The sequence below is a fragment of the Ralstonia pickettii genome, assembly GCF_030582395.1.
Lineage (GTDB): Bacteria > Pseudomonadota > Gammaproteobacteria > Burkholderiales > Burkholderiaceae > Ralstonia > Ralstonia pickettii_D.
The window spans coordinates 627,156-648,813 of record NZ_CP104382.1 but is presented as its reverse complement, the minus strand read 5'-3'; the positions used below and the strand labels follow the sequence as shown (position 1 = coordinate 648,813).

18 protein-coding genes are annotated in these 21,658 nt (G+C 63.7%); 6 read left to right on the top strand and 12 right to left on the bottom strand.

Annotated elements, in window-relative coordinates:
• The first annotated feature begins 244 nt into the window (after positions 1-244).
• From N5B55_RS19645 to speG, 3 genes are read left to right on the top strand one after another with little or no spacing between them, the layout of a single operon-like run.
• Positions 245-2,365, top strand: a complete 2,121-nt coding sequence (locus N5B55_RS19645) for a TonB-dependent receptor (protein WP_304541390.1) — start codon at positions 245-247, stop codon at positions 2,363-2,365.
• A gap of 22 nt (positions 2,366-2,387) precedes the next feature.
• Positions 2,388-3,530: a PepSY-associated TM helix domain-containing protein gene (locus N5B55_RS19640; protein ID WP_304541389.1), complete on the top strand. Its 1,143-nt coding sequence runs from the start codon at positions 2,388-2,390 to the stop codon at positions 3,528-3,530.
• Positions 3,531-3,585: 55 nt separating this feature from the next.
• Complete coding sequence (gene speG, locus N5B55_RS19635; protein ID WP_304541388.1) at positions 3,586-4,128, top strand: spermidine N1-acetyltransferase; 543 nt, start codon at positions 3,586-3,588, stop codon at positions 4,126-4,128.
• 17 nt (positions 4,129-4,145) lie between these two features.
• Here speG and N5B55_RS19630 read toward each other — a convergent pair whose 3' ends face one another.
• Entirely contained in the window at positions 4,146-4,862 is a 717-nt protein-coding gene (locus tag N5B55_RS19630) for an ArsR/SmtB family transcription factor (protein WP_304541386.1), read from the bottom strand.
• 88 nt (positions 4,863-4,950) lie between these two features.
• On the opposite strand from N5B55_RS19630, the gene N5B55_RS19625 reads away from it, so the two are divergent.
• The 3 genes from N5B55_RS19625 (at position 4,951) to N5B55_RS19615 (ending at position 7,802) form a co-directional block, all read left to right on the top strand.
• Positions 4,951-6,102, top strand: a complete 1,152-nt coding sequence (locus N5B55_RS19625; RefSeq protein ID WP_304541384.1) for a cytochrome P450 — start codon at positions 4,951-4,953, stop codon at positions 6,100-6,102.
• Positions 6,103-6,150: 48 nt separating this feature from the next.
• Entirely contained in the window at positions 6,151-6,495 is a 345-nt protein-coding gene (locus tag N5B55_RS19620; protein WP_065853850.1) for an antibiotic biosynthesis monooxygenase family protein, read from the top strand.
• 152 nt (positions 6,496-6,647) lie between these two features.
• Positions 6,648-7,802 carry a Gfo/Idh/MocA family protein gene (locus N5B55_RS19615; protein WP_304541381.1) on the top strand — a complete coding sequence of 385 codons (1,155 nt, stop codon included), beginning with the start codon at positions 6,648-6,650 and terminating at the stop codon, positions 7,800-7,802.
• Between the two features lie 55 nt (positions 7,803-7,857).
• On the opposite strand, the gene N5B55_RS19610 is transcribed toward N5B55_RS19615, so the two are convergent.
• From N5B55_RS19610 to N5B55_RS19560, 11 genes are all read right to left on the bottom strand, one after another.
• Positions 7,858-8,148, bottom strand: coding sequence for a hypothetical protein (locus N5B55_RS19610; RefSeq protein WP_009240655.1), 291 nt, complete (start codon positions 8,146-8,148; stop codon positions 7,858-7,860).
• A gap of 169 nt (positions 8,149-8,317) precedes the next feature.
• On the bottom strand, positions 8,318-11,557 hold the full coding sequence (locus tag N5B55_RS19605; RefSeq protein WP_304541377.1) for a bifunctional cytochrome P450/NADPH--P450 reductase: 3,240 nt from the start codon (positions 11,555-11,557) through the stop codon (positions 8,318-8,320).
• Positions 11,558-11,706: 149 nt separating this feature from the next.
• Entirely contained in the window at positions 11,707-12,498 is a 792-nt protein-coding gene (locus N5B55_RS19600) for a DUF2968 domain-containing protein (RefSeq protein ID WP_154205843.1), read from the bottom strand.
• Positions 12,499-12,604: 106 nt separating this feature from the next.
• Positions 12,605-14,020 (bottom strand): sigma 54-interacting transcriptional regulator, encoded by a 1,416-nt coding sequence (locus tag N5B55_RS19595; RefSeq protein ID WP_065856004.1) that lies wholly within the window; start codon positions 14,018-14,020, stop codon positions 12,605-12,607.
• Between the two features lie 15 nt (positions 14,021-14,035).
• A complete protein-coding gene (locus N5B55_RS19590; RefSeq protein ID WP_304541372.1) occupies positions 14,036-15,685 on the bottom strand; it encodes a TadG family pilus assembly protein in 1,650 nt (549 codons plus the stop codon).
• A gap of 98 nt (positions 15,686-15,783) precedes the next feature.
• Positions 15,784-16,002, bottom strand: a complete 219-nt coding sequence (locus N5B55_RS19585; protein WP_304541370.1) for a DUF3613 domain-containing protein — start codon at positions 16,000-16,002, stop codon at positions 15,784-15,786.
• 110 nt (positions 16,003-16,112) lie between these two features.
• Positions 16,113-17,027, bottom strand: coding sequence for a tetratricopeptide repeat protein (locus N5B55_RS19580; protein ID WP_369812452.1), 915 nt, complete (start codon positions 17,025-17,027; stop codon positions 16,113-16,115).
• Positions 17,028-17,029: 2 nt separating this feature from the next.
• A complete protein-coding gene (locus N5B55_RS19575; RefSeq protein WP_304541366.1) occupies positions 17,030-18,022 on the bottom strand; it encodes a type II secretion system F family protein in 993 nt (330 codons plus the stop codon).
• An 8-nt stretch (positions 18,023-18,030) separates the two neighbouring features.
• Entirely contained in the window at positions 18,031-18,957 is a 927-nt protein-coding gene (locus tag N5B55_RS19570) for a type II secretion system F family protein (protein WP_304541364.1), read from the bottom strand.
• Positions 18,950-20,314: a CpaF family protein gene (locus N5B55_RS19565; RefSeq protein WP_304541362.1), complete on the bottom strand. Its 1,365-nt coding sequence runs from the start codon at positions 20,312-20,314 to the stop codon at positions 18,950-18,952. The genes N5B55_RS19570 and N5B55_RS19565 overlap by 8 nt, the downstream gene beginning before the upstream one ends.
• Positions 20,311-21,642 (bottom strand): AAA family ATPase, encoded by a 1,332-nt coding sequence (locus N5B55_RS19560; RefSeq protein WP_304541360.1) that lies wholly within the window; start codon positions 21,640-21,642, stop codon positions 20,311-20,313. Before N5B55_RS19560 ends, N5B55_RS19565 begins: the two co-directional genes overlap by 4 nt.
• Positions 21,643-21,658 lie beyond the last annotated feature (16 nt).

Below are 21,658 nucleotides of genomic sequence, written 5' to 3'. Positions count from 1 at the left end.
GTTGAAAATTGGCAAAAACAGGCGACTCAGACGATGGCAGGGCAATTTAGTGCCCTATTGGCCGGCGATATACCGAAAAAATTGCCTGATCGGAGACCGGCAAACGTTACCCATCGTCAAAAGCGGGTCTTAACTCTCTTGTAAATAGGAATTGTTCTCATTATTATCTGCGCCTTCACATTCTGAAGGCGCCGCACCTCGGGGGAGGGAGTCGCGTCGTACTTTTCACTTTACGGGAACTGCAATGCCGCCGAAACGTTTGTGCCTGTCTCTGGCCGTCCTTGGAACGCTGCCGTTTGCCCACGTGGCAACTGCATCCGACACCGTTGCCGCAGCCGATGCGGGCACATTGCCGACTTCCACAGTCAAGGGCACGCGCAGCAGCACGAGCTACGACACGCCCATCGCCAACACCGCCACGAAGATTCCCGTGCCGCTGCGCGAGATTCCGCAGTCAGTGAACGTCGTGCCGCGTGCGGTGATTCAGGACCAAGGCGCGCTGTCGATCAACGACACGCTGCGCAACGTGCCGGGCGTGTCGGCCTCGCTGGGCGATGCGCAGCGCGATCAGGTGACCATTCGCGGTTTCTCGTCGATCAACGACCAGTACGTCGACGGCCTGCGCGACGATTCGCTCTACTTCCGTGATCTGTCCAACATCGACCGCGTTGAAGTGCTGAAGGGCCCGGCGGCCGTGCTGTATGGGCGTGGTTCATCGGGCGGCATCATCAATCGCGTGACGAAGAAACCGCTGGCGACGCCGCTGGCCGAAGTCGGTGTGGTGGTGGGCACGGAGCGCCAGAAGCGCGCGGAGTTCGACCTGAACACGTCCATCAACGACGACGCCATCCGCGCGCGCATTACCGGCGCCGTTGAAGATTCGGGTGGTTTCCGCAACGACTACTTCCTGCGCCGTCAGGCGATCTCGCCGTCGTTCCTGTTCAACCTGGCGCCCGATACCAAGCTGACGGTGCAGTTCGATTACCTGCACGACAAGCGCATCGCAGACCAGGGCGTGCCGTCCTACCGCGGCCGCCCCGTCGATGTACCCATCGGCACGCGCTATGGCTCGGCCGATGCGGGTGCCGGCAATGTGGAGTCCACCGTCAAGAGCGTGACAGGCACGCTGGACCACCGCTTCAACGATAAATGGTCGTTCCACAGCGTGGTGCGCAACTACGAATACTCGCTGGGCCGCAACAATTACACGACCGTCAGCCGCGTCACCGATGGGCCGATCCCGACCGTCACGCTATCCGTCAACCAGCGCAACCGGAACGACCGCGGCACGCTATGGCAGAACGAGCTGACGCAGAAGGCCGAGACCTGGGGCATCCAGCACACGCTGCTGTACGGCATCGAGCTGGGCTATCAGGACAAGAGCGACCGCGTGGCCGGCGCGCCGGGCACTACGACTTACAACCTCTTCAACCCGACGCTGCAGGTGTTGCCGACCGTCCCGGGCAACGCAGTGCCGACCAACTACGGCCTCTCGCACAACGAGACGTATGCGGCGTACGTGCAGGACTTGATCAAGTTCTCGCCGCAATGGACGGTGCTGGCCGGCCTGCGCTATGAAATCCTCAAGCAGAGCCGCGACGACCTGACCCCGCGCAATGTCGATCTGTCACGCACCGACAAGCCGGTCAGCCCGCGTTTTGGCGTTGTGTATCACCCGATCGAGCCGCTCTCGCTGTATGCGTCGTACAGCCGTTCGTTCCAGCCGCTGGCCGATAGCTTCACCTTCTTCCCGAACAGCGGCGCGCTGGCTCCGCAATCGACCACGAACTACGAGATCGGCGCCAAGTACGACCTGTCTGCCGGCGCGAGTGTCACGGCCGCGCTGTTCGACATGAAGCAGACCAACCTGACGGCGGCGGATCCGGTCACGCTGCTGGGCGTGCCCATCGGCACCCAGCGCACGCGCGGCCTGGAGTTGTCGTTCACGGGCGAGATCGTGAAAACTTGGTCGCTGATGGCGAGCTATGCCTATCTGAACGGCCGCCTGGAAAACCCGAACGACCGCAGCGGTGGCGTGGCCGTCAACGGCAACCAGCCGTCCCTCACGCCACGGCACAGCGGCTCGGTATGGCTGAAGCACGACCTGCCGAACGGCTTCTACGTGGCCGGCGGCGTGCGTGCGGAAGCTGCGCGTTACGCATCGCAGTACAACCTGACGACGCTGCCCGGCTACATGACCGTCGACCTGGGCGCCGGTTATCGCAGCAAGCACCTTGATGTCACGCTGAACCTGCAGAACCTGTTCAACCGCGCGTACTACGTGTCGGCTCACGGCGCCGCCGAAAACTACAACATGCCCGGTGCCCCGCGCATGGCGCTGCTGGGCGTGCGCTACAAGATGTAAGCATCGAACAGGCGAACGAGCGATGCTGCGACGGGTGCTGTTCCGCTTGCACTGGCTGATCGGGTTGTCGGCCAGTGTGGTGCTGGCCGTCGTTGGCGCCACCGGCGCGCTGATGGCGTACGAAGACGAACTGCTGCGCGCGCTCAACCCCGGCGTGCTCACCATGCCCGCGCGCAGCGGCCCTGCGCCGACGCTGCCGCAAGTGGCGGCGCAGGCGCGCGCTGCCATGCCGGACCGCCCCGTCACCTTCATCACCGCTGCGTCCGACCCCACCCAGCCGTGGCGCGTCTGGTATGAGTGGCCGCCCGGCAAACACGGTGGGAGCAGCCGCGGTGAGCTGCGCTACATCGATGCCGCCACCGGCACCTTGCTGCCCGAAGCGCGCGCACAGCGCTTCTTTGCCACCGTCAAGCTGCTGCACCGGACGTTGCTTGCCGATGAGATCGGCAAGCAGATCGTAGGTGCGAGCACGATAGGGCTCGTCGTGATGGCGCTGTCGGGCTTGTACCTGCGCTGGCCGCGTCGCGTCTCGAACTGGCGAAGCTGGCTTGTCATCCGGTGGAGCCGTGCGGGCCGCATCCGATGGTGGGACGTGCACACCGTCATCGGTACGCTGGTGTTGCCGCTGTATCTGCTGGCCGCGTTCAGCGGGCTGTATTGGGCCTATGACTGGTACCGCGATGGCCTGCAGCGCTTGGCCGGCATGCCCGTTGCCTCCAAGGCAAAACCGGTGGAAGTCCCGCGAAAACCGCTCGAAGATGCGGCAATTGAGCGCACGTGGAACGCTTTCCTCGACAACGCGTCGAACTATGGAACGGCCACCCTCCGTATCGACGATGCCCGCACGGGCCAGGTCGATATCAACTGGCTGCCGGCCGATGCTCCGCACGACCGCGCCTTCAACCGATTGACCCTGGACGCTGCTACCGGCGCCGTCCTGCGCAACGAATCCTTCGCTGCAAAGCCGCCAATGCAACGCCTGCTGGCAGGCATGTTGCCGCTTCACAATGGACGCTATTTCGGCCCGATCGGCGTCGTGCTAGTGTTGATCGGAGCGTTGATGCTGCCGGTATTTGCAGCAACAGGGTGGTGGCTGTATCTGGATCGGCGCCGACGCGTGCAACCTCAGCGTAAGCACGCATCCGGAGCGACACGTCCTTGCTGAACGCGTTGGGACGTCGACGCGATGTCGGGCGCCTCAACACAACAAGGACAACACCATGGTGATCGAAAAATCCCGCCACCTTTGCCTGCGCCCGCTGGAGCGCAATGACTTGCGCTTCGTACACGAACTGAACAACGACGCGAAGATCATGCGTTACTGGTTCGAAGAGCCGTACGAAACGTTTACCGAACTTTCACAGCTCTACGACCGCCACGTGCACGACCAGCGCGAGCGCCGCTTCATCTGCGAGAACGATGCCGGCGAAGCCGTCGGCCTGGTCGAGTTGATGGAGTTGAACTACATCCACCGGCGCGGCGAATTTCAGATCATTATCGCGCCCGGCTGGCAGGGTCACGGCTATGCGTCAACCGCGACGCGACTTGCCATCGACTATGCATTCATGGTGCTGAATCTGCACAAGCTGTATCTCGTGGTCGACGTAGTGAACGAACGCGCGATCCACGTGTACGAAAAATGCGGCTTCCAGCGCGAAGGTGAACTCATCGAGGAGTTCTTCAGCAATGGCGCGTATCACAACGCGCTGCGCATGTGCGTGTTCCAGCGCGACTACGTCAAGTCGATCGGCGGCGCCAACTGACGCACAACAGCGCGGCCCTACGTCGTGCGCAACCATGCATGCAATTCGCGCTGCCCGACCTCGGTCATGTTCAGTGCACGCGAATGCTTCTGCCGCGCCAGCCATCCCAATGCGATGCAGCGCTCCGCCACGGCGGCCCCGAGCGCGCCTGCCAGATGCGGGCGACGCTCGCTCCAATCCATGCAGCCATATGCAAAGCGGCGTCGGCCGTTGCGCAACGCACTCACATCGACGCCGATGGCGGCCAGCGCCTGCTCACCCTCGGGCGTGACGTCGTAGGCGCCGTGGATTGCATCGAGCTGCGTCAGCCAGCCGCGCGACAGCAGTTTCTCCGACACCTCGGTGCCGAGCTGCCCGGCCAGGTGGTCATAGCACAGGCGCGCAGCACGCAGGTTTTCAGGCACGACTGATCGCCGCGGGTCAGCAGGTTTTTCAGGCGCAACCACCAGCAGCGACTCGATCATCTCCGCCACCGCCGGAGAGCGCAGCCCGAAGTATTTGTAGCGTCCGCTCGACAACGAGGTGATGAGCGCATCGGCCTCAAGCCGGCGCAAGTGCGCGCTGGCCGTGGCGGGCTCCACACCGGCCCCGTAGGCGAGTTCCTTGGCAGTCAGGGAGCGGCCTTCCATCAACAGCAGCAGCATGCGGATGCGGGTGGGGTCGCCAATGGTGGCTGCCACGCGGCCGATGTCCGGCTGCGTGGTCGATTCAGTGGCTGAGGAAGATGCGGTCATGGTTCGTTGGGGACCAAACTGTTGGCGCGTGACTGGCGAGCGGCCAGTGCAGACAATGAGAGCCATCTTACTCCCGCGCCCCACGCTGATGATTGCCCTCAACACCGCCCCGCCCGCTGATGTGCTGCAAGCCATCGTGCATGCCGATCCCGCTCCCTATTACGCCGAACTTGCAGCACAACGCCCGTTTTTCTTCGACGCCGCCCTGTGCTGGTGGGTCGCCGCCAGCGCTGAAGCCGTAGACGCGGTGCTGAGCAACGCCGCCTGCCGCGTACGACCTGCCGATGAGCCCGTGCCCAAAGCCGTGGCCGCGACGCCCACGGGCGAATTCTTCGGCCGCCTCGTGCGCCAGATCGACGGCCCAGACCACAGTGCACGCAAAGCCAAGGTGATGACTGCGTTGGGCCGCTTGGATGTGTCTACGCTGGCGGGCCACGCGCAACGGCATGCGCGCACTGCGCTGCCCGAGGCAGCAAGCCTGGATGCCGCGCTGGATACCGATGCCCACTTTCGCGTGCCGCTCGCCACGATGACGCACACGCTGCTGGGCAATGGTGCCGATGCGCCTGCCTGCCAGGCTGACATTGCCGCGTACCTGGCAGCGCTGAGCCCCGGCGCCAGTGCAATCGCCGTCGCGCAGGCTGATGCCGCCGTCGGCCGCTTGCAGCAGCGCTTTGCCGACTCGCCGTTCGCCGGCGCTGACGCTGACGCTGACGATGACAGCGACACCGACATCGCCAATCTCGCCGCCCTGCTTGCGCAAACCTACGACGCCTGCGCGGGGCTGCTCGGCAACTGCATCGTCGCGCTGTCGCGGCACGCCGGGTTGACTGCCCGGCTGCGCGCCCAGCCCGATGCCATCGAGCCCTTCGTGCGCGAAGTCCTGCGCCGCGACGCGCCGGTGCAGAACACACGCCGCTTCGTCGCGCACGATGTTGAGCTGCTCGGCCACCCGCTGCGCGCGGGCGACAAGATCCTGGTGCTGCTGGCGGCTGCCAATCTGGATGGCACAACCAACCCCGACCCGCTACGCTTCGACATCGACCGCACGGCGCCGCGCCTTTGGACCTTCGGCGGCGGCGCGCACCGCTGCCCTGCCGATGCATTGGCAACCACCATCGCGCGCGAAACGGTGCAGCATCTGCTGAGCTTGCAGGAAGTCGACCGATGGCTTGCCGGGCTCGGCGAGGTGGCATACCGCCCTTCGCCCAATGCGCGCATTCCCCGTTTTCAAGCTTGAAGTTGCACCAAACAACACATCACGAAGACACCCCACAGGAGACTTGCCATGATCGCCGTCATCTTTGAAGTCGAGCCCGCACCGGGCCAGCGCGACACCTACCTCAACCTGGCCGCACGGCTGAAGCCGCTGCTTGAGCAGGTGGACGGCTTTATCTCGGTAGAGCGGTTCCAGAGCATCACGAACCCCGACAAGATGCTCTCGCTATCGTTCTTTCGCGATGAAGAGGCCGTCAAGGCGTGGCGCAACCTGGAGCAGCATCGCGGCGCACAGCACGTCGGCCGCGACCGCGCGTTTGCGGACTACCGCCTGCGCATTGCCCACGTGGTGCGCGACTACGGCATGACCGAGCGCGACGAAGCCCCGACTGACAGCCGAGCGGAGCACGCCTGAGCGCAGGGCAAGGCGCCCCTGCAGGCCCGATGTGACGCCTTTTGCCCCCACCGGGCACCACCTTTGCTTAATCAGTCAGCACCCGCACGGCGGAGCACGCTACACCGCGGCCTCGGCATGCTGCCGTGCGCAACGATTGCAAAGGAATTGTCATGAATACTGCTTCTCATGAGGCTGCGGGTGAGCTGCAAGTCGCTCCAGCCCGCGCCGTTCAAAGCCCGGTGCGTTATGCCGTGGTCGGGGCTGGGTGGATTTCCCAGGCTGCATTTCTGCCCGGCGTCGCGCAGAGCGGCAACTCCGTCGTTACGGCGCTGGTCACGGGCGATGAGGCCAAGGCCACCGCACTGGCCGATCGCTACGGCATCCAGCATGTCCACGGCTATGCCGACTACGACCAGTTGCTTGCCTCGGGCGACATCGACGCAATCTACCTCGCGCTGCCCAACGACATGCACCGGCAGTACGCCCTGCCCGCCCTGCAGCGCGGCGTCCACGTTTTGCTTGAAAAGCCCATGGCCACGAGCGAGGCCGATTGCGAAGCGATGATCGAGGCAGCCCGGGCCGGCAACGCGAAACTGATGATCGCCTATCGGCTGCATTTCGAGCCCGCCACGCTGGCCGCGATTGAGCTTGTACGTACGGGCAAACTGGGCCGCATCCGCGCGTTCTCGGCCATGTTCAGCCAATCGGTGGCGCCGTCCAACCACCGCGCCAATCACGGCTATTGGGCCGGACCCGTCTCGGACATGGGCGTGTACCCCATCAACGCGGTGCGTAATCTCTTTGGCGAAGAGCCCATCGAGGTGTCGGCCTGTGGCGTGCGCGACCCCGACCTGCCGTTCAACTTCGACGACACCGTCAGCGTCACGCTGCGCTTTGCCGACCACCGCGTCGCCCAGTTCGTCGTCAGCTACAGCGGCGCGAGCATCGACCAGTACCGCATCCTCGGGACAAAGGGCGATCTGGAAGTCTCGCCGGGCTTCATGTTTGGTGTGGGGCTTAAATACCGGGCCACCATCGACGGCAAGACGCATGAACAGGCGTTTGACGCGACCGACCAGTTTGGCGGCGAACTGCAGTACTTCTCGGACTGCATCCTCAACAACCGGGAGCCGGAGCCCAACGGCGAGGAAGGCTTGGCTGACGTGCGCGTACTGGCCGCCATCGAACGCGCGCTGGAATCCGGGCAGCCGCAAAACCTGGGGCCGTTCCAGCGCCAGGGCCGCATGGAGACTGCGCAGGTGCGCAAGCTGCCGCCCGTGCCGTCGCCAGAACTCGTGGACGCGGCAGAACCCGGCAAAGGATAAGAAAGACCAAGAAAGAAAAACGCCCGCGACGAACGGCGGGCGTGGGATTCAAGATTTACAGATTGATGCGCTGCACGGCGTCGCGCATCCGCTTGCGGATCGAGACATCCGAGTTGGTGTTGCTGCTGGAGCCGTCGGTTTCCATGGCGTTATCGCAACGCCATTCCGTGGCTTCGCCGTTGTCGGTCAGCGCACAGACGCGGTGGGTCCAGCGGTCCCACACGAACACATCGCTGCCGGCCTCACCGGAAAGCAGCGGCTCAAAACGGTACATCCACAAGTACCCGACACCCAGCAGGGTGACCAGAAAGATCGCCATCCAGGACGCTTTGATTCGGCGCCACATTCTCATTTCTCCTCGCGGAGCCGCTGCGCCGGACGCGTTTGACAGTGCGTCGCTGGGCCAAAAGCGCGGTGCTCCGAGGGACAAATCGTAACATGGGGCGCATCCCTGCCCCGTCTCGGGCGGGCAGCCTATGCAGCCGTACCACGACAGCAGCAACCGTATGGGAGCGTCAGTTGAAGACGTCCTGCCGGTAGCGTCCGGATTGCATCTGCGCGGTCAGCCAGTCCGACGCAGTCGGCAGATCGCTGCCGTGGCGCGCCTGGTGCATGCGGATCAATGTGTCGCGCACGGCTGGCGCCATCGCACGGCCATCGCCACACACATACAACGTGGCGCCGGCATCGAACGCTTTCCACACGGCTTCGCGCGCATCCCATAGCGCGTGCTGCACAAAGCGATGCGGATGCTCCGCCACGCAGGAATACGCGGGAAAAACCCGTACCACACCCGCGTCTTCCCATGCTCGCAAGGTGTCGCGGTACAGAAAGTCGTGGTCGGGGTGGCGACAGCCGAAGCAGAGCAACGACGTCGCCACCGCCTCGCCTGCCGCCTGCTGCGCGGCGCGTTCTTCCAGGAATCCACGGAACGGCGCGATGCCTGTGCCGGCGCCGATGAGCACCATCGGCTTACTGGCGTCTGCGTCCGGTGCGAACGGCGGATTGGGCGTGCGCACGGCGGCAGCGATCTCCGCGCCTGCACGCAGCATCATCAGGTAGGTCGATGCCGTCCCACGATACGTACCCACCCCGGACCAAGCCGGCCCCGACACCGTGCCCACGGTCAACGCGGCCACACCCGGTGACACCCGCGCCGACGACGCAATGGAATAGAAACGCGGACGCATCGGCCCGAGCCGCGCGAGAAATGCCTCCAGCGTCAGCTCGATCGCCGGGAAGCGGATCAACAGATCAAGCACGCTCACGTGCGGAGCCTGAATGTCACGGTCGAAGCGCTCGGCCGCTTCATCGCCTTCCAGCCAGACGGCGAGTTGGCCTCGCGTGAACGGGCATCGCGTGGCCGCGTGCAGCGCGGTGATATCGCGCACGGTGGCCGTGTCCTGCAGCTCGACGAAATCGCGCAGCAGTTGGCGCACGGACACCGGCTGGTTGAGCGGCAAGTGCCGAACGTGCACATGGCGCGCGGTCAGGGTGACGAGCGCATCGCCCTCCAACACAAGCCGCGCGATGGCCGCGTCGACACGGTCATCGGCATTCCGTGGGTAGACGGCGAGGTGGTCGCCAGTGGCGTAGGTCACGTCGTCGGGCAACTGCACCGTGAGATGACGCGTCGGGCCGCGCGGCGCCTCGCGCGTGAAATCCCACAGGCCGGTGGCGTCGCTGACGAGTTCTTCATTGGCGAGCACCGTCATCGCGCGAGCGGCGGGCGGCAGCGTGGCGGCACGGAGCGCATCAGGCGCGACGTAGTCAACGTGGACCGATGGGCCATCGGCTTGTGCCTGACGGGCGCCCAGGGCGCTCCACAGGCTGCGCGTCCAGGCCTCGACGGCGGCGTCGAAACCGGCGTTGCCGTCAGCTTCGCCGCGCGGCACGATAGCTTGCGCGCCGGCTGCCGCAAGCATCGCTTCCACGCGCTTTGGAAACGCCTGGAACGCAGGCCATTGCGAGTTGCCGCAACCCAGGACGGCATAGCGCAAGCCGGTTGCCTGCCTGGTGAGTGCAGCGGTGGCATCGAGCCGCGCCTCCAAGGTGCGGGCGCTGTCCGGCGCACGGCCGTTGTAGGTGGCGGCCACCACGATCAGCACGCCCTGCTGCGGCAGCGCGTCGGCAATGGCGTCCAGCGGCGCCACCTTGGCGTCGAAGCCGGCCCGCGAGGCAGTGGCGGCAAGCTGTTCGGCGATGTCCTGGCAAGTGCCCAGGCTGCCGCCATACAGCACGTGCATCGGTTCGCCGCCGCCGGCAAGCGCGCATTCGGCGTCCACTTTCGTCGTGGCTTCGGCGCGCGAAGGCGCGGCAATCGACAGCCGCTCGCGCGCATTGCGCAGCCGCGCGCGCAGGCGGAAACCGTCCGGTTTGAGCGTCAGCGTTTCCTTGATCTGGAAGCCGTAGTCGTATGGGTCGGACAGCGCAAAGCGCTGCAGGATCACGGCAAGCGCCAGCTTGGCTTCGGTCAGCGCAAACTGGCGGCCGATGCAGGCGCGTTCGCCGTTACCAAAGGGCTTGTAGGCGTGCGGGTGGAGCTTGGCTTCATTCTCTGGCAGGAAACGGTCGATATCGAAGACTTCGGGGCGATCCCACACCGCGGGGTCGCGATGCAACGCCAGCAGTACGGTCACCACGCGCTGGTCCTTGCGGATGGCGTAGCGGCCGCCAATGCGCGTGTCTTCATACGGCGCCACGCCAAAGCTCGGGGCGGTTGGCCACAGGCGCAGCGTTTCCTTCAGCACGCGCTCGATCACATCCAGCTGCGCGACGTGCGCATACTGCGGCACGGTATCGCCCGGCAGCACGCGGTCAACCTCGGCATATGCCTGCGCCAGCACGGCCGGATGGCGCAGCAGCATGTACAGCGCAAAGGTCAGCAAGCCGCTCGTGGTTTCATGCCCGGCAATCAGGAAGGTGATGACCTGGAAGCGGATGTTGGTGTCATCCAGCGGCTCGTCCGACACGGGATCGCGCGCGTTGAGCATCAGCCCGAGCAAGTCGCTCGCGCCGCTGGCGCCATCTTTTGCCTGACGGCGCGCGCGGATCACCTCGTCCACCAGTTGATGCATGGCGGCCACGTCGTGCTCGAACCGCCGATGATGCTCGCGCATGAAGCGGTCTTTGAGCGGCAGGCGCGTGAGCTTGCCCATGGCTTCGGACAGCACACCCACCATGGCCGCCAGGAACGGATGCAGCTCCGGCGTATTGAACGAATCGAAACGGTATCCGAAACCCGCCAATGAGATGGTGTCGAGCGTGAGCCGCGTCATGTCGTCGGCCACGGGGATATCGGCGTCGGGCCCCTGGCGCGCCCATCTTTCGGCCAGCGCATTGGCCACTTCGAGCATCACGTCGAAGTAGCCCTTCATCGCACGCTGGCTGAAGGCCGGCAGCAGAATGCGATGCGCCTTGCCCCAATTGGGCTCGTCCTGATGCGCCGTGAACAGCCCGTCGCCCGCGCCCGCCCGCAGGAACGACAGCGGCGGGCCGATCAGCTTGCGAAAGCGCGTTTCGTCGCACAGTTCAGCCACCAAATCGGCGGAATAGACGAACGGCACGCGCCGCCCGGCAAAGTCGAGCTGGTAGAGGCCTTGGGGAAACTGACGGCTGGTTTCCAGAAGCGTCTGGGCCAGGCGGTCTTTCGGGAGTTGCAGCAGGTTGCCCAGCCACGGCAAGCCCTTGGGCTGGGGGATAGGCTCCGCCGCAGCGGGCGAGGCATCGGCAGGTAACTCGGAGGCGGAACGCATGCGCGGTCGACTGCGAAAATGGGTTGTCCGCCAATGTACGCGCCGCCCCGCTACGCATCAAACAAAGTCGCCATGTTTGAATGCGGTCCCCTAAAAGTGAATCGGGCGACCCGCAGGCCGCCCAATCCGGGACGATGCAAAGCGCTGGATCAGCGACGGCGCGGCTGCGAATTGAACGGCGCGTTGACTTGGGCTTCGAGTTCGCGAATCTGACGCTGCAGTTCGTCGACGCGGGCGCGGGCGGCACGGCGTTCGGCATCCAATGCCTCGGCTTCCGTTCGGGCGACCTTCTGCCGTTCCTGCGCCTGGGCCTGCTGCTGACGCTGGATGTCCAGGTCGGTCTTCAGGCCACGGAGCCTTTCCTGCTGCGCGGCAATCTGGCGCTCGGAACGCTCTTTCTGGGCTTCCAGGCGGATGCGCTGCAGCTCCAGATCCGCCATCGTTCGGGTCTGCTTGGCGAAGTCGCTGTACAGGCGTTCGGCAGAGGCTTCATTGGTGGTCTTGATAACGCGCCACAGGTCTTTCTGCTGGAACAGCGTGACGTAGTACGTCAGGTCACTCTGGGCAAACAGCAGGCTGGCGCCGTAGGCCCCGTTATAGGTGGTGCGCAGCTCTGACAGTTCGTGCGCCTGCATGCGCTGTTGCAACTCGAATACGGCGCTGGCCGATGCCGGACCTTCAGTGCGGGCCGCGCCGACGGGCGTGGCGCCGGCGCTAGGGGCGGGTGCCGTGGCGGCCGGTTGACCAACCGTGGCAGTCAACGCCGGCACAGGCGCGGCGGCAGCAATCGGTGCAATGGCGGTGGGCGGCGCAGCCGAACTTTGCGCCACGGCCGATGTGCAGGCGGCCGTACCAGCCATGACTGCGATTGCGGCCGCAATGGCCAATCCCCTCTGAAACGCCCGGTGCGACGCTTTCCCTGATTGTTGTTTTGTTCTCATCTCGACCCTGTGGATTCTGCGCAGGTGTTGCAGCCAAAAACTATACGCGATCCGCCGCCCGAGTGGCGTGCCGGGCGCCCGCCGCGCGGTAGGGTGTTGTATGGCGTCACTCAAGCTCGCGCAGCTCGGCCTCGCCGTCGGCGATCTGGTATTTGCGCATCTTTTCCCACAGCACCTTGCGGCTGATGCCGAGCGTGGCGGCGGTGTCCTGGCGGCGCCAGTTGTTGGCGTCTAGTGCCGCGAGGATACGGCGGCGCTCTTCTTCGCCACCTGCCCCCCCATTTCCACCGCTGCTGCGCTCGCCATAGCCGCCATGGCTGCCATTACCGCCCTCCCGCTCAAAGGCGTCGCGCTGCAGGCCGGCGAACAGCGGCAGGATGCGCGCTTCGTCCCAGCGGCCGAACTGACGCAGCGTGATGCCGATGCGCTCGGCCAGGTTGCGCAACTCGCGCACATTGCCGGCAAAGTAGGCGCGAGCGACCGACGTCCGCACCCATTCGGGCACCGGCGGCATGGCGTCAAAGGTTTTGTCGCCCAACAGGTGCCGCAGGAAGGACAGCAGCAGCGCGATCTTGTCGTCCGCGCCGCGCTGCTCCAGGCTGGGGATGCGCAGCTCGATTACGGCAAGGCGGAAGTACAGGTCTGCGCGGAATTTGCCCGTAGCGACCATCTCGCGCAGGTTCTTGTTGGTGGCAGCCACGAGGCGGAAATCCAGCTTGACGGGCACCGTCGAGCCGAGCCGCGTGCATTCGCTGTCTTCCAGCACGCGTAACAACTTCACCTGCTGATACAGCGGCAGATCGCCCAGCTCATCGAGGAACAACGTGCCGCCGTTGGCCTGTTCGAAGTAGCCGCGGTGCGCGTACATGGCGCCCGTGAACGCGCCCTTGGCATGGCCGAAGAACTGGGATTCGAACAGCCCGTCGGGAATCGCGCCGCAGTTGACCGCCACAAACGGCCCCTTGCCGTAGACGCTGTTCTTGTCGTGCAGCAGGCGCGCGATGCGTTCCTTGCCGGCGCCGGTTTCACCGTAAAGCATGACGTTGCTGTCGCAATCGGCAAAGGTATCGACCTGCTCCAGCAACCCGTGCATGGCCGGCGATGCAGCCACGAGGTCGCTCTGGTCCTGCGCCTGAGCCTGCGCAGACGACATCGACGGCAAGACCTTGCTGATCTGCGCGCGGAGTTCGGTCGCGCCAAAATCCGGCCCAAGCACGTACGTGTATTCGGGTGGAAAGCGGCTCGAATCATGCTGCGTATCCGCCGCCACCCAGATCACCGGCATGCCTTGGGCGGCCTGCCAGTCGAGCACGGTAAAGCCACCGCTTTCGACCACCGATGCGCTGATCACCGCCACGGCCGGCTTCAGCCGAGGCTCGGCCGGCTGGAAATCGATCCCGCCCGCGCGGATCACCTCCGCCCCAAACGGTGCCATGAACCGCGCCACCCGGTCGGCAATATCGTGACGGCCTTCCCAGACAAAAATCTCAAGCGTTTCGTACGCCCAGCGATCGGTTTTCATGTCGTCGCTTCCATGTCAGTAAACCAACTCGACGGCGTCGCAGTCGAGGGAGAGGAGTTTGATGTCGGCGTAGCCGAGTTGGATGCCGAGGACTTCAAGTACGGGTGAGAGGATTGAATCCAGCAAGCTCCCGACTGTAATCAGGATCGGTGCGACCAACGCTTTGCCGACATCGCCGAGCGGCAAGCCCAGCAAAGTCAACTGCAGCTGGTTCACGTTGGTATTGAGGATGGAGCTGAAAAATCCCGGTGTTCCCCCGCGCGGGGGCGAGTTGCCGCCGGTGTCCGTCTGAGGATCCTGGTTAATCTGGCTTGCTGCAATGGTCACATCCGTCCAACCGGCACTGGGTGTCTGAGAGAGATTTGCTTTGATGCTAACCGCGCCCAAACCGATCAGGTTCAACAGAGGCGCTGGCGATTCACTCGAGCAATTGAAGGCGCTTTGCATCACGTCCAAATATGCGTTCTGTGCGATGCACACGGAAGCCGGCTGCGGTTGCACGGAAATCGTAGCGGTGGAACTCGAGCGAGGGATCGCGCAGCTGGCGCTCTTCACATGGGCTTGCGCGCCCGCCACCGTGACCGCCGTCGGCAGGTTGACGCTGACGAGGTAAGGGACACCCACATTGATGTTCAAGCCCAGCGCAACCTGCGCTGTGCGTGCCTGCGTGCGCCATTGTCCGGCGCTTGGTCCTGAGATGAACTGACCTGGCGGCCCAATACCAATTACAGGTGGTTGGATGATCTTCAGCGACAGGCCCACCGCGCCGAGTCCCAGCAGGTTCAGGTTCAAGGCATTGATGGCGATGGCAGACTGCCCGTTCGCAATCTGCGCCGCGGTAGTTAACAGGCTCAACACGTTCAACTGTGTATCGAGCGCTGCCTGTTCGTTGCCCGTCAGCGCCTGCAGTTGAAGCAGGCCAGGGGTCCCTGCGCCACCATCGCCGATACTGATGGGTATGTTCAGATCAGATCCGACCGACAGTGCGTTGGATGCGCCCGGCGCGCCCCAATAAGCTCCGGCCAGCGCACTCTGGGATGCCACGGACAGCGTGGCTGCATAAAGGTCCCCTAGTCTTGGAGACAGAGCTAGGAGTTCCTGCACTGTGCCCACGTTGAGGGCAGTCATCAGATCGCCAAGCCGGATACTTGTCGTTGCCAATCCCTGGTACGCCACTGCGCTCAAGTTCAGACTTGTGTGCAGCAATGCCCCCAACAACTGATTCAGCAACCCGTTGTTCAGCGCAAGCAGCCCAGAGCCAACCGAGAATCCGACCATCGGAGTGTTCTTGGCAATCGCAGATGCCGTGAGGGTTCGCGTACCGAAAGAAAAAAAGTACGGAACGTTTTGTGCCAGCGTGACGCGGGCTGCATTGACATCGCCGGTGCAGTTCGCATCGGTCGCTGCCTGACAAAAATAGCTCGGCGCTTTCACTGTGTTCGTGGCGTCCCAAGTACCCAGGTCCACGGTCGGCGTCATGCCGAGGCCGTTCTGGGTCACGCTCTGCTGCGCAGCGTTTTGAGCGTCGTCCAAGCGCTGTGCGGCCGCCATCGCAGCCATATCGGCCGTCCGCTGGAGCGCTCGCTGAGAAAAGAAGAGATTGCCAATATCCACACTCACCAGCACCGCCATCCCGACTGTGACGATAAAGATGGCGGTGAGCACGCTAACCGCCCCCGCCACCCTGCGCCGAAGGCGAAGCACATGCGAGGAACGATTGGGCCGACGTGTCACGGACATGGGCAGGAGATGAGCAGCAGCAATCAGCGTGACGCGCCTGCGGGGCCCGCGGACGCGCCCCCTCGTTGACCCGTCATTCCTTGAGACAAACCTGGCATCGGACGGCTAAAGGTTTCAAGGTAGCGCTGGTAAGCCAGCGCTGCCTGCTCACCGCGCAATGGGACTAGGTCGCCTGCATAGGTGCCGTCTCTCTGCGCCGCTAGCAACGCGCGCGTGGCGTCATTGATGTTTTGCGAGGGCATAGGCCTCGCCGGCCCGGTGGTTTGGCCGTCCCCACTTGAGAAACCCTGCGCTGCCGCAACACAGCTAAACAGGCAAGCTATCGCACAGGCGATCGAGATTTTTCTTAGCATCATTGTGCTGCTCCGAAAGTGTCGAGCAAACGGCCGCGCTGCAACCCGCGCGTGTCCACAACGGTGGTATTTGCACTCAAGCCGAGCGAGGGTTGCGCAGCGGCTGGCCGCAAGGCGACGGTCGCCACCGGCACGGTATGCCTGGCAAGGCGACGGTCGCGCCACGCATTTCTCACGCGGCCAGCATCCTCGTCGATAGCCTTGCGAGCCGATGTATTCAGCTGCGCGTGGGCTACGATTGCTGAAGCCTCTTCCTTACGGTCGTTGACGGTGAGCCAGATCGCTAGGTTGCCGGCGATCTTCGGGTTTGCAGCATCCAGTTGAGCCGCTTGCATCAGCGGTACGCGTGCCTCGTCAACATCGCCAGCACGCATCAGCGCATAACCCAGGTCACTGGCCGTGGTGGCGTCGGTCGGGTTGCTTCGAGCCGCAATTTCAAGTCGACGCGCGGCTTCAGCGAACTGACCTTGGCGCCCAGCCGTGATGCCCAACCCCCGCCACGCGTTGGCGCAAAGCAGCGCACCTTGTGAACCGTTGCTGGCGGCCGACGTCGCCCCGACTACCTTGCGGTAGTCGGCTTCAGCGGCAACCAACTGGTCAGTCTCACGCAGTGCATCAGCGCGTAGCAGCAACACGTCAGGTGACCCGCCGAAGCGCTGTTGGTAGGCATCTATGTGTGCGAGCGAGGCGTAGTACAAGCCTTGCTCTTGCATCCGGCGAATCAACGACAGGTAGGTAGCAGGATTAGTGATCTCGGCCTTCTCCTCGCTCTGGCGTTGCCGCGCCATCTCGATCTCGGCGTCCGTACGGCGGCTCACCTCGGAAGTTGCCATCGAGCCGCACCCGCCCAAGAGCGCAATTACGGTGAGCATGCTCAGCGCACCAGCATGAGTCGATAGGGAAAACTTCTGCACGGTTAACCTCCTCCAGCAGCAGGACGCAACGCCCGGATCACGTTCATGAATCCCGGCCCAGCCGTAATGATGAGCAGCGCTGGTAGCAGGGTCAGCACCATCACCATGGTCATCTTGACGGTGAGCTTGCCCACGCGCTCCTTCAAACGAGCTCGACGGTTTTCCTGCAAGCGCAAGGCGAATTGGCGTAGGGGCTCTTGCACCGCGCCACCAAAGCGATCCACCTGCGTAAGCAGCGTGATAAGGCCCTTCAGGTCCTCGCTGTCGAACAATTTTGCGATTCGCTGTAGTGTCTGCTCTCGCGACCGTCCAGAAGCGAACTGCTGGTTGGCGCGACCAAATTCACAGGCCAGTACAGGCAGCATGCTGTGAAATTCGTTGGCAATCACCTGTAGGCTCTGATCGATTGACAGTCCGACACCCTGCAGCAACCGCAGCATGTCGACCATCACTGGCAGCTCCTCCTCCATGCGATGACGGCGGCGCTGTTTGCGTCGGCTTAGCAGCCATTTAGGCGCCATGTAGCCGAGTGCAAAGCCGGTAAACGCGTAAGCAAGCACGGGTTTGGACGACGCCGCATACAGGATTCCGGCGGCAGCCAGCAACAACGGCAGCAGGATACGCACGCCGCCATACAAGGTGCGTGCGTGCTCGCCATAAAAGCCGCATTCCTCGAGAAGCCTGCGGTCTTCTTCCGTCACGACACGCTGGCCGAGATGAGTGTCGATCCAGCGTTCGCCGACCTTGGCGATCTGCTGCTGGATCTGTTGCGCCTCCCGCATTCCGTGCGAACGCGACGGGGTCGGTGTCGCTACGGCCCCTGCCGCACGTCCACTAACCGCCGGCGCATTGCCGGTTCGCAGGTTCGACAGCGCCGTATCGAGCTTTCTAACACTGCGATGGCGCATCACTACCGCGCGGAGCAAAATACCGCCGAACACTAGGAGGCCCGCTGCGGCGGCAGTCAGACTGAGGGTGACTAGAACATTTTGCATGGAGCCACCTAGACCGACTTCGCAAGCCTGGCCAGCATCACGACGCCGACGATCTCCAGACCGAAAGCGGCTGTCATGAGGCTGCCGCCCGATGTGTCATGCCACATCGACATTACGTAGGCTGGGTTGAACATGATGATGATGCCCCCCACCACCAATGGGAGAAGCCCAAGGATCCAGGCCGACAAGCGCGTCTCCGCAGACAGGGCGAGCAGTTCCTGTTGAGCCTGCTGGCGATCGCGCATGAAAGCAGCTGTACGCTCCATCACGATGTCGGCACGGCCCCCGTAGCGTAACGAGAGCCGAAGCACTGACGACAGAAGAACAAGTTCATTGATCCGATACTGTTGCCCCACGGCCAGTACAGCTGCGTCCAGATCCTTACCCGCGCGTTGAAGCTGCACGGTGATAGCAAGACAGTTGCGCAACGGCGTTTCAGTATTCGCGCTGGCCGCCTGGAATGCGGCTGGAACGGCGCTACCGATGGTCATGAGCCGCACGACACCATCAAGGAAGCCGGGAAGCTGTTGCAAAAGACGTTCGTTCACGCGCCTCGTGCGGTTCCAGAAAAAAAAGACGGCCAAAACCACGTACAGCAATGCCGCCGTGAGCGCTGACGACACACTTGATACAACGCAAGTTGTAAGAACAACGACCGCCGGTGCCGCGAACAAAAGGAAGTAAAAGCGGCGACTCGGTTCGATATCTGCGCGGCGGAGCACGTCCAGCCATATCCGGCTGAGGCTGTCTGGCACGCTCGCAGGTGCAGGCTCAGCACTCGGTTGGTAGCGCGCATGGACCTGTTCAGTCTGCGCACGAACAAAGCTGCGTGAAGCCTCGACTTCTCTGCGCCGTAGTGCCTGGGCCCAAAGCATGACCGCTCCTCCCGCCACCACAAGCGCTGCGCAGGCGAGCCAGAGCGTCGCGTCAGACATGGAAGCGCCCCCCTCCGCCGAAGCCGCCCACCATGTCGCCCCTCAATCCACCTCCGTCGAGACCACTATTGCGCATGCGCGCCAGCTTCGGCGAATGCGGTTGAAGACCCAGCGACGTCCAGCGATCTATCTCTTCTCCATCCGGGCCGATATATGGCTCGTAGCGGTACAACTCTTGGGTCGAAATGATGTTATCGCCCAGCCCAGTGATCTCCGTGATCGACAAAATGCGGCGCTTACCGTTAGACAACCGGCCAATTTGCACAACGAAGTCAATCGCATTGCTGATCTGTCTGCGGAGACTGACTTCGCTACCCTGGAAGCCGGCAAAGCCTGCGAGCATTTCCAGCCGGTATAAACACTCGCGCGGACTACTGGCATGGATGGTCCCCATCGAGCCATCGTGACCGGTGCTCATCGCCTGCAGCATTTCTAATACCTCGCCGCCACGCACTTCACCGACGATGATGCGATCGGGCCGCATCCGCAAGCTGTTACGAAGCAGTTCCCGGATGGTGACTGCGCCCGTGCCCTCGAATCCCCCCGGCCGACTTTCTAAGCGCACGACGTGCGGGTGATTCAGAGAAAGTTCCGCTGTGTCTTCGATGGTAATGACACGCTCTGTTGTGGGGATGTGATAAGCGAGCGCATTGAGCAGAGAAGTCTTGCCGGAGCTGGTACCTCCGCTGACGAGAATATTGCAGCGCGCCTGCACCGCGGCGTCGAGCAGCGCGCCGATCTCTTCGCTCATCGTGCCCAGGCCCAGCAGATCTTCCGGCTTGAGCGGGTCTTTCCGGAACTTGCGGATCGACACGACCGGCCCTTCGAGGGCGAGCGGCGGAATCACCACGTTGATGCGGCCGCCATCGGGCAGGCGTGCATCGACCATCGGGTTCGACTCATCCAGCCGGCGCCCGATCGGTGCGAGGATGCGGCGCACGATACGCAGCAGGTGGTTGTTATCAGCAAAACGCACCGGAATGCGTTCCAGAATGCCGTGCCGCGACACATAAACGTCCAGATGGCCGTTGACGAGAATGTCTTCCACCGCCGGATCCGCCAGCAGGTCTTCGATCGGGCCGAAACCGGCCAACTCCTTGGTCAGCGCCTCGGCAATCTGCCGGACCTCCGTCTCATTGACGGGGATGCGGCGCATGCGCGTGAAGCCTTCCACTTCCAGATCGACAAAACGCTGGATGGCCGTGCGCGACCAGCGGCCGAACTCCGCGCCAAGCTCTTCGATGCGCGTGAGCAGATGTTCGTGCGCGGCCTCCTTGATGTCCTGGAAGGCCTGCGAAACGGCAAACACGCCGTTGCCGGTGTCCGCCTGGTTGGAGAACTCGATGGGTTGGGTCATGTCGCGTTCCGTTCGGTGGTCCCGATGTCCAGTTCAGTGGCGTCTGCCGACTTGCGTTTGGAACGTCCGCCAAAACGCCCACCCAGTCGGGCACCTACGCCTGACACCCAGCTTGCGACTCCTGACGCACGCTCGCTCTGCTGCGCATAGCCAAGCGTCTGCGCGATCTGGGCAAGCGCGCGCACATAGGCGTCGGTGGGGTGTGTTTCCGCGAGCATCGCGCCCTGGTTTGAGGCGATCACCAGCGCTTCCCGGCGGTTCGGCACCGTCAGCACGTTGGGAATTTCCAACCGCTCGGCAATCTGTGCCGCGTCCAGCGACAGACGCGTGTCGAACTTTGAAATGGTCAGGTGCAGGTGGTCGCGGTCAATTTCGCGCTTCTTGAGTTCCTGCATCAGCTCGGCGGCCGAGACAATGGCACCCACGCTCTGCTCGGTCACCAGCATGACGTCGTCGGCGGCCTTGATGATCTGCGCAATGAAGTCGATGTTGCCGAAACCGCCCAGGTCGACGACCTGCAGGTCGAAGAACGTGCGCAGCCGATTGAGCAGGCCAAGCGCTTCGGAGAACGAAATGTCGCGCATCTCGGCCAGCGAGATCGGCAGCGGCAGGACGGCTAGCCCGTTCGGATGACGCGATAGCGCGGTCTGCACGAACACCTGGTCGAAGCGGCGCAGATTGCGCACCGCCTCGACGAAATGGAAATTGGCCTGCACGTTCAGGTAGAGCGCGCCATCACGCAGCGGCTGCCCCAGGTCGAGCAGCATCACATCACTGGCCGACGTGCGGCGAACGAGCGTGGCCAGATTGGTGGCCAACGTGGTGGCGCCCACGCCTGGGCGGGCGCCCAACACGGCCAGCACGCGGCCACGGCGGGTCGGCTCGGCGGACGCGCGCTCGGCAAGCAGGCGCCGTACCACGCGCACCGCCTCAGCTGGGGCGCCGTCGATATCGATGAAGTCCTTCACCCCAGCGCGCAGCGCCGCAAGCATGGCGCGACCATCCGCCGCCGAACCGATGGCGACCAGGGGCAGCCCCGGATATAGCACGGCGAGTTGACCAACCAGTTGCGTTGCCTCAACGATGGCATCGGTGCCTTCGCCCAGCTTTTGGTCTTGATCCGGTGCGTCGGTCAACGTCGGCGCCGACGCGAAACGCACGAAAACCACCTCTGGGTTCACTGCCGCGATCTGTTCCAAAAAGCCGTCGTGGCTGCTGGTCTGTGCGACCAGCACACCTAGCTCGCGAATCGCCCCGGCCAGCCAGCGGTGCGTGGTTGCCGGCTGCGCATCGCCCTGTCCGCCTCCATGCAGGAGAAAGTAATCCATGCTTCCCCCAAGCCTG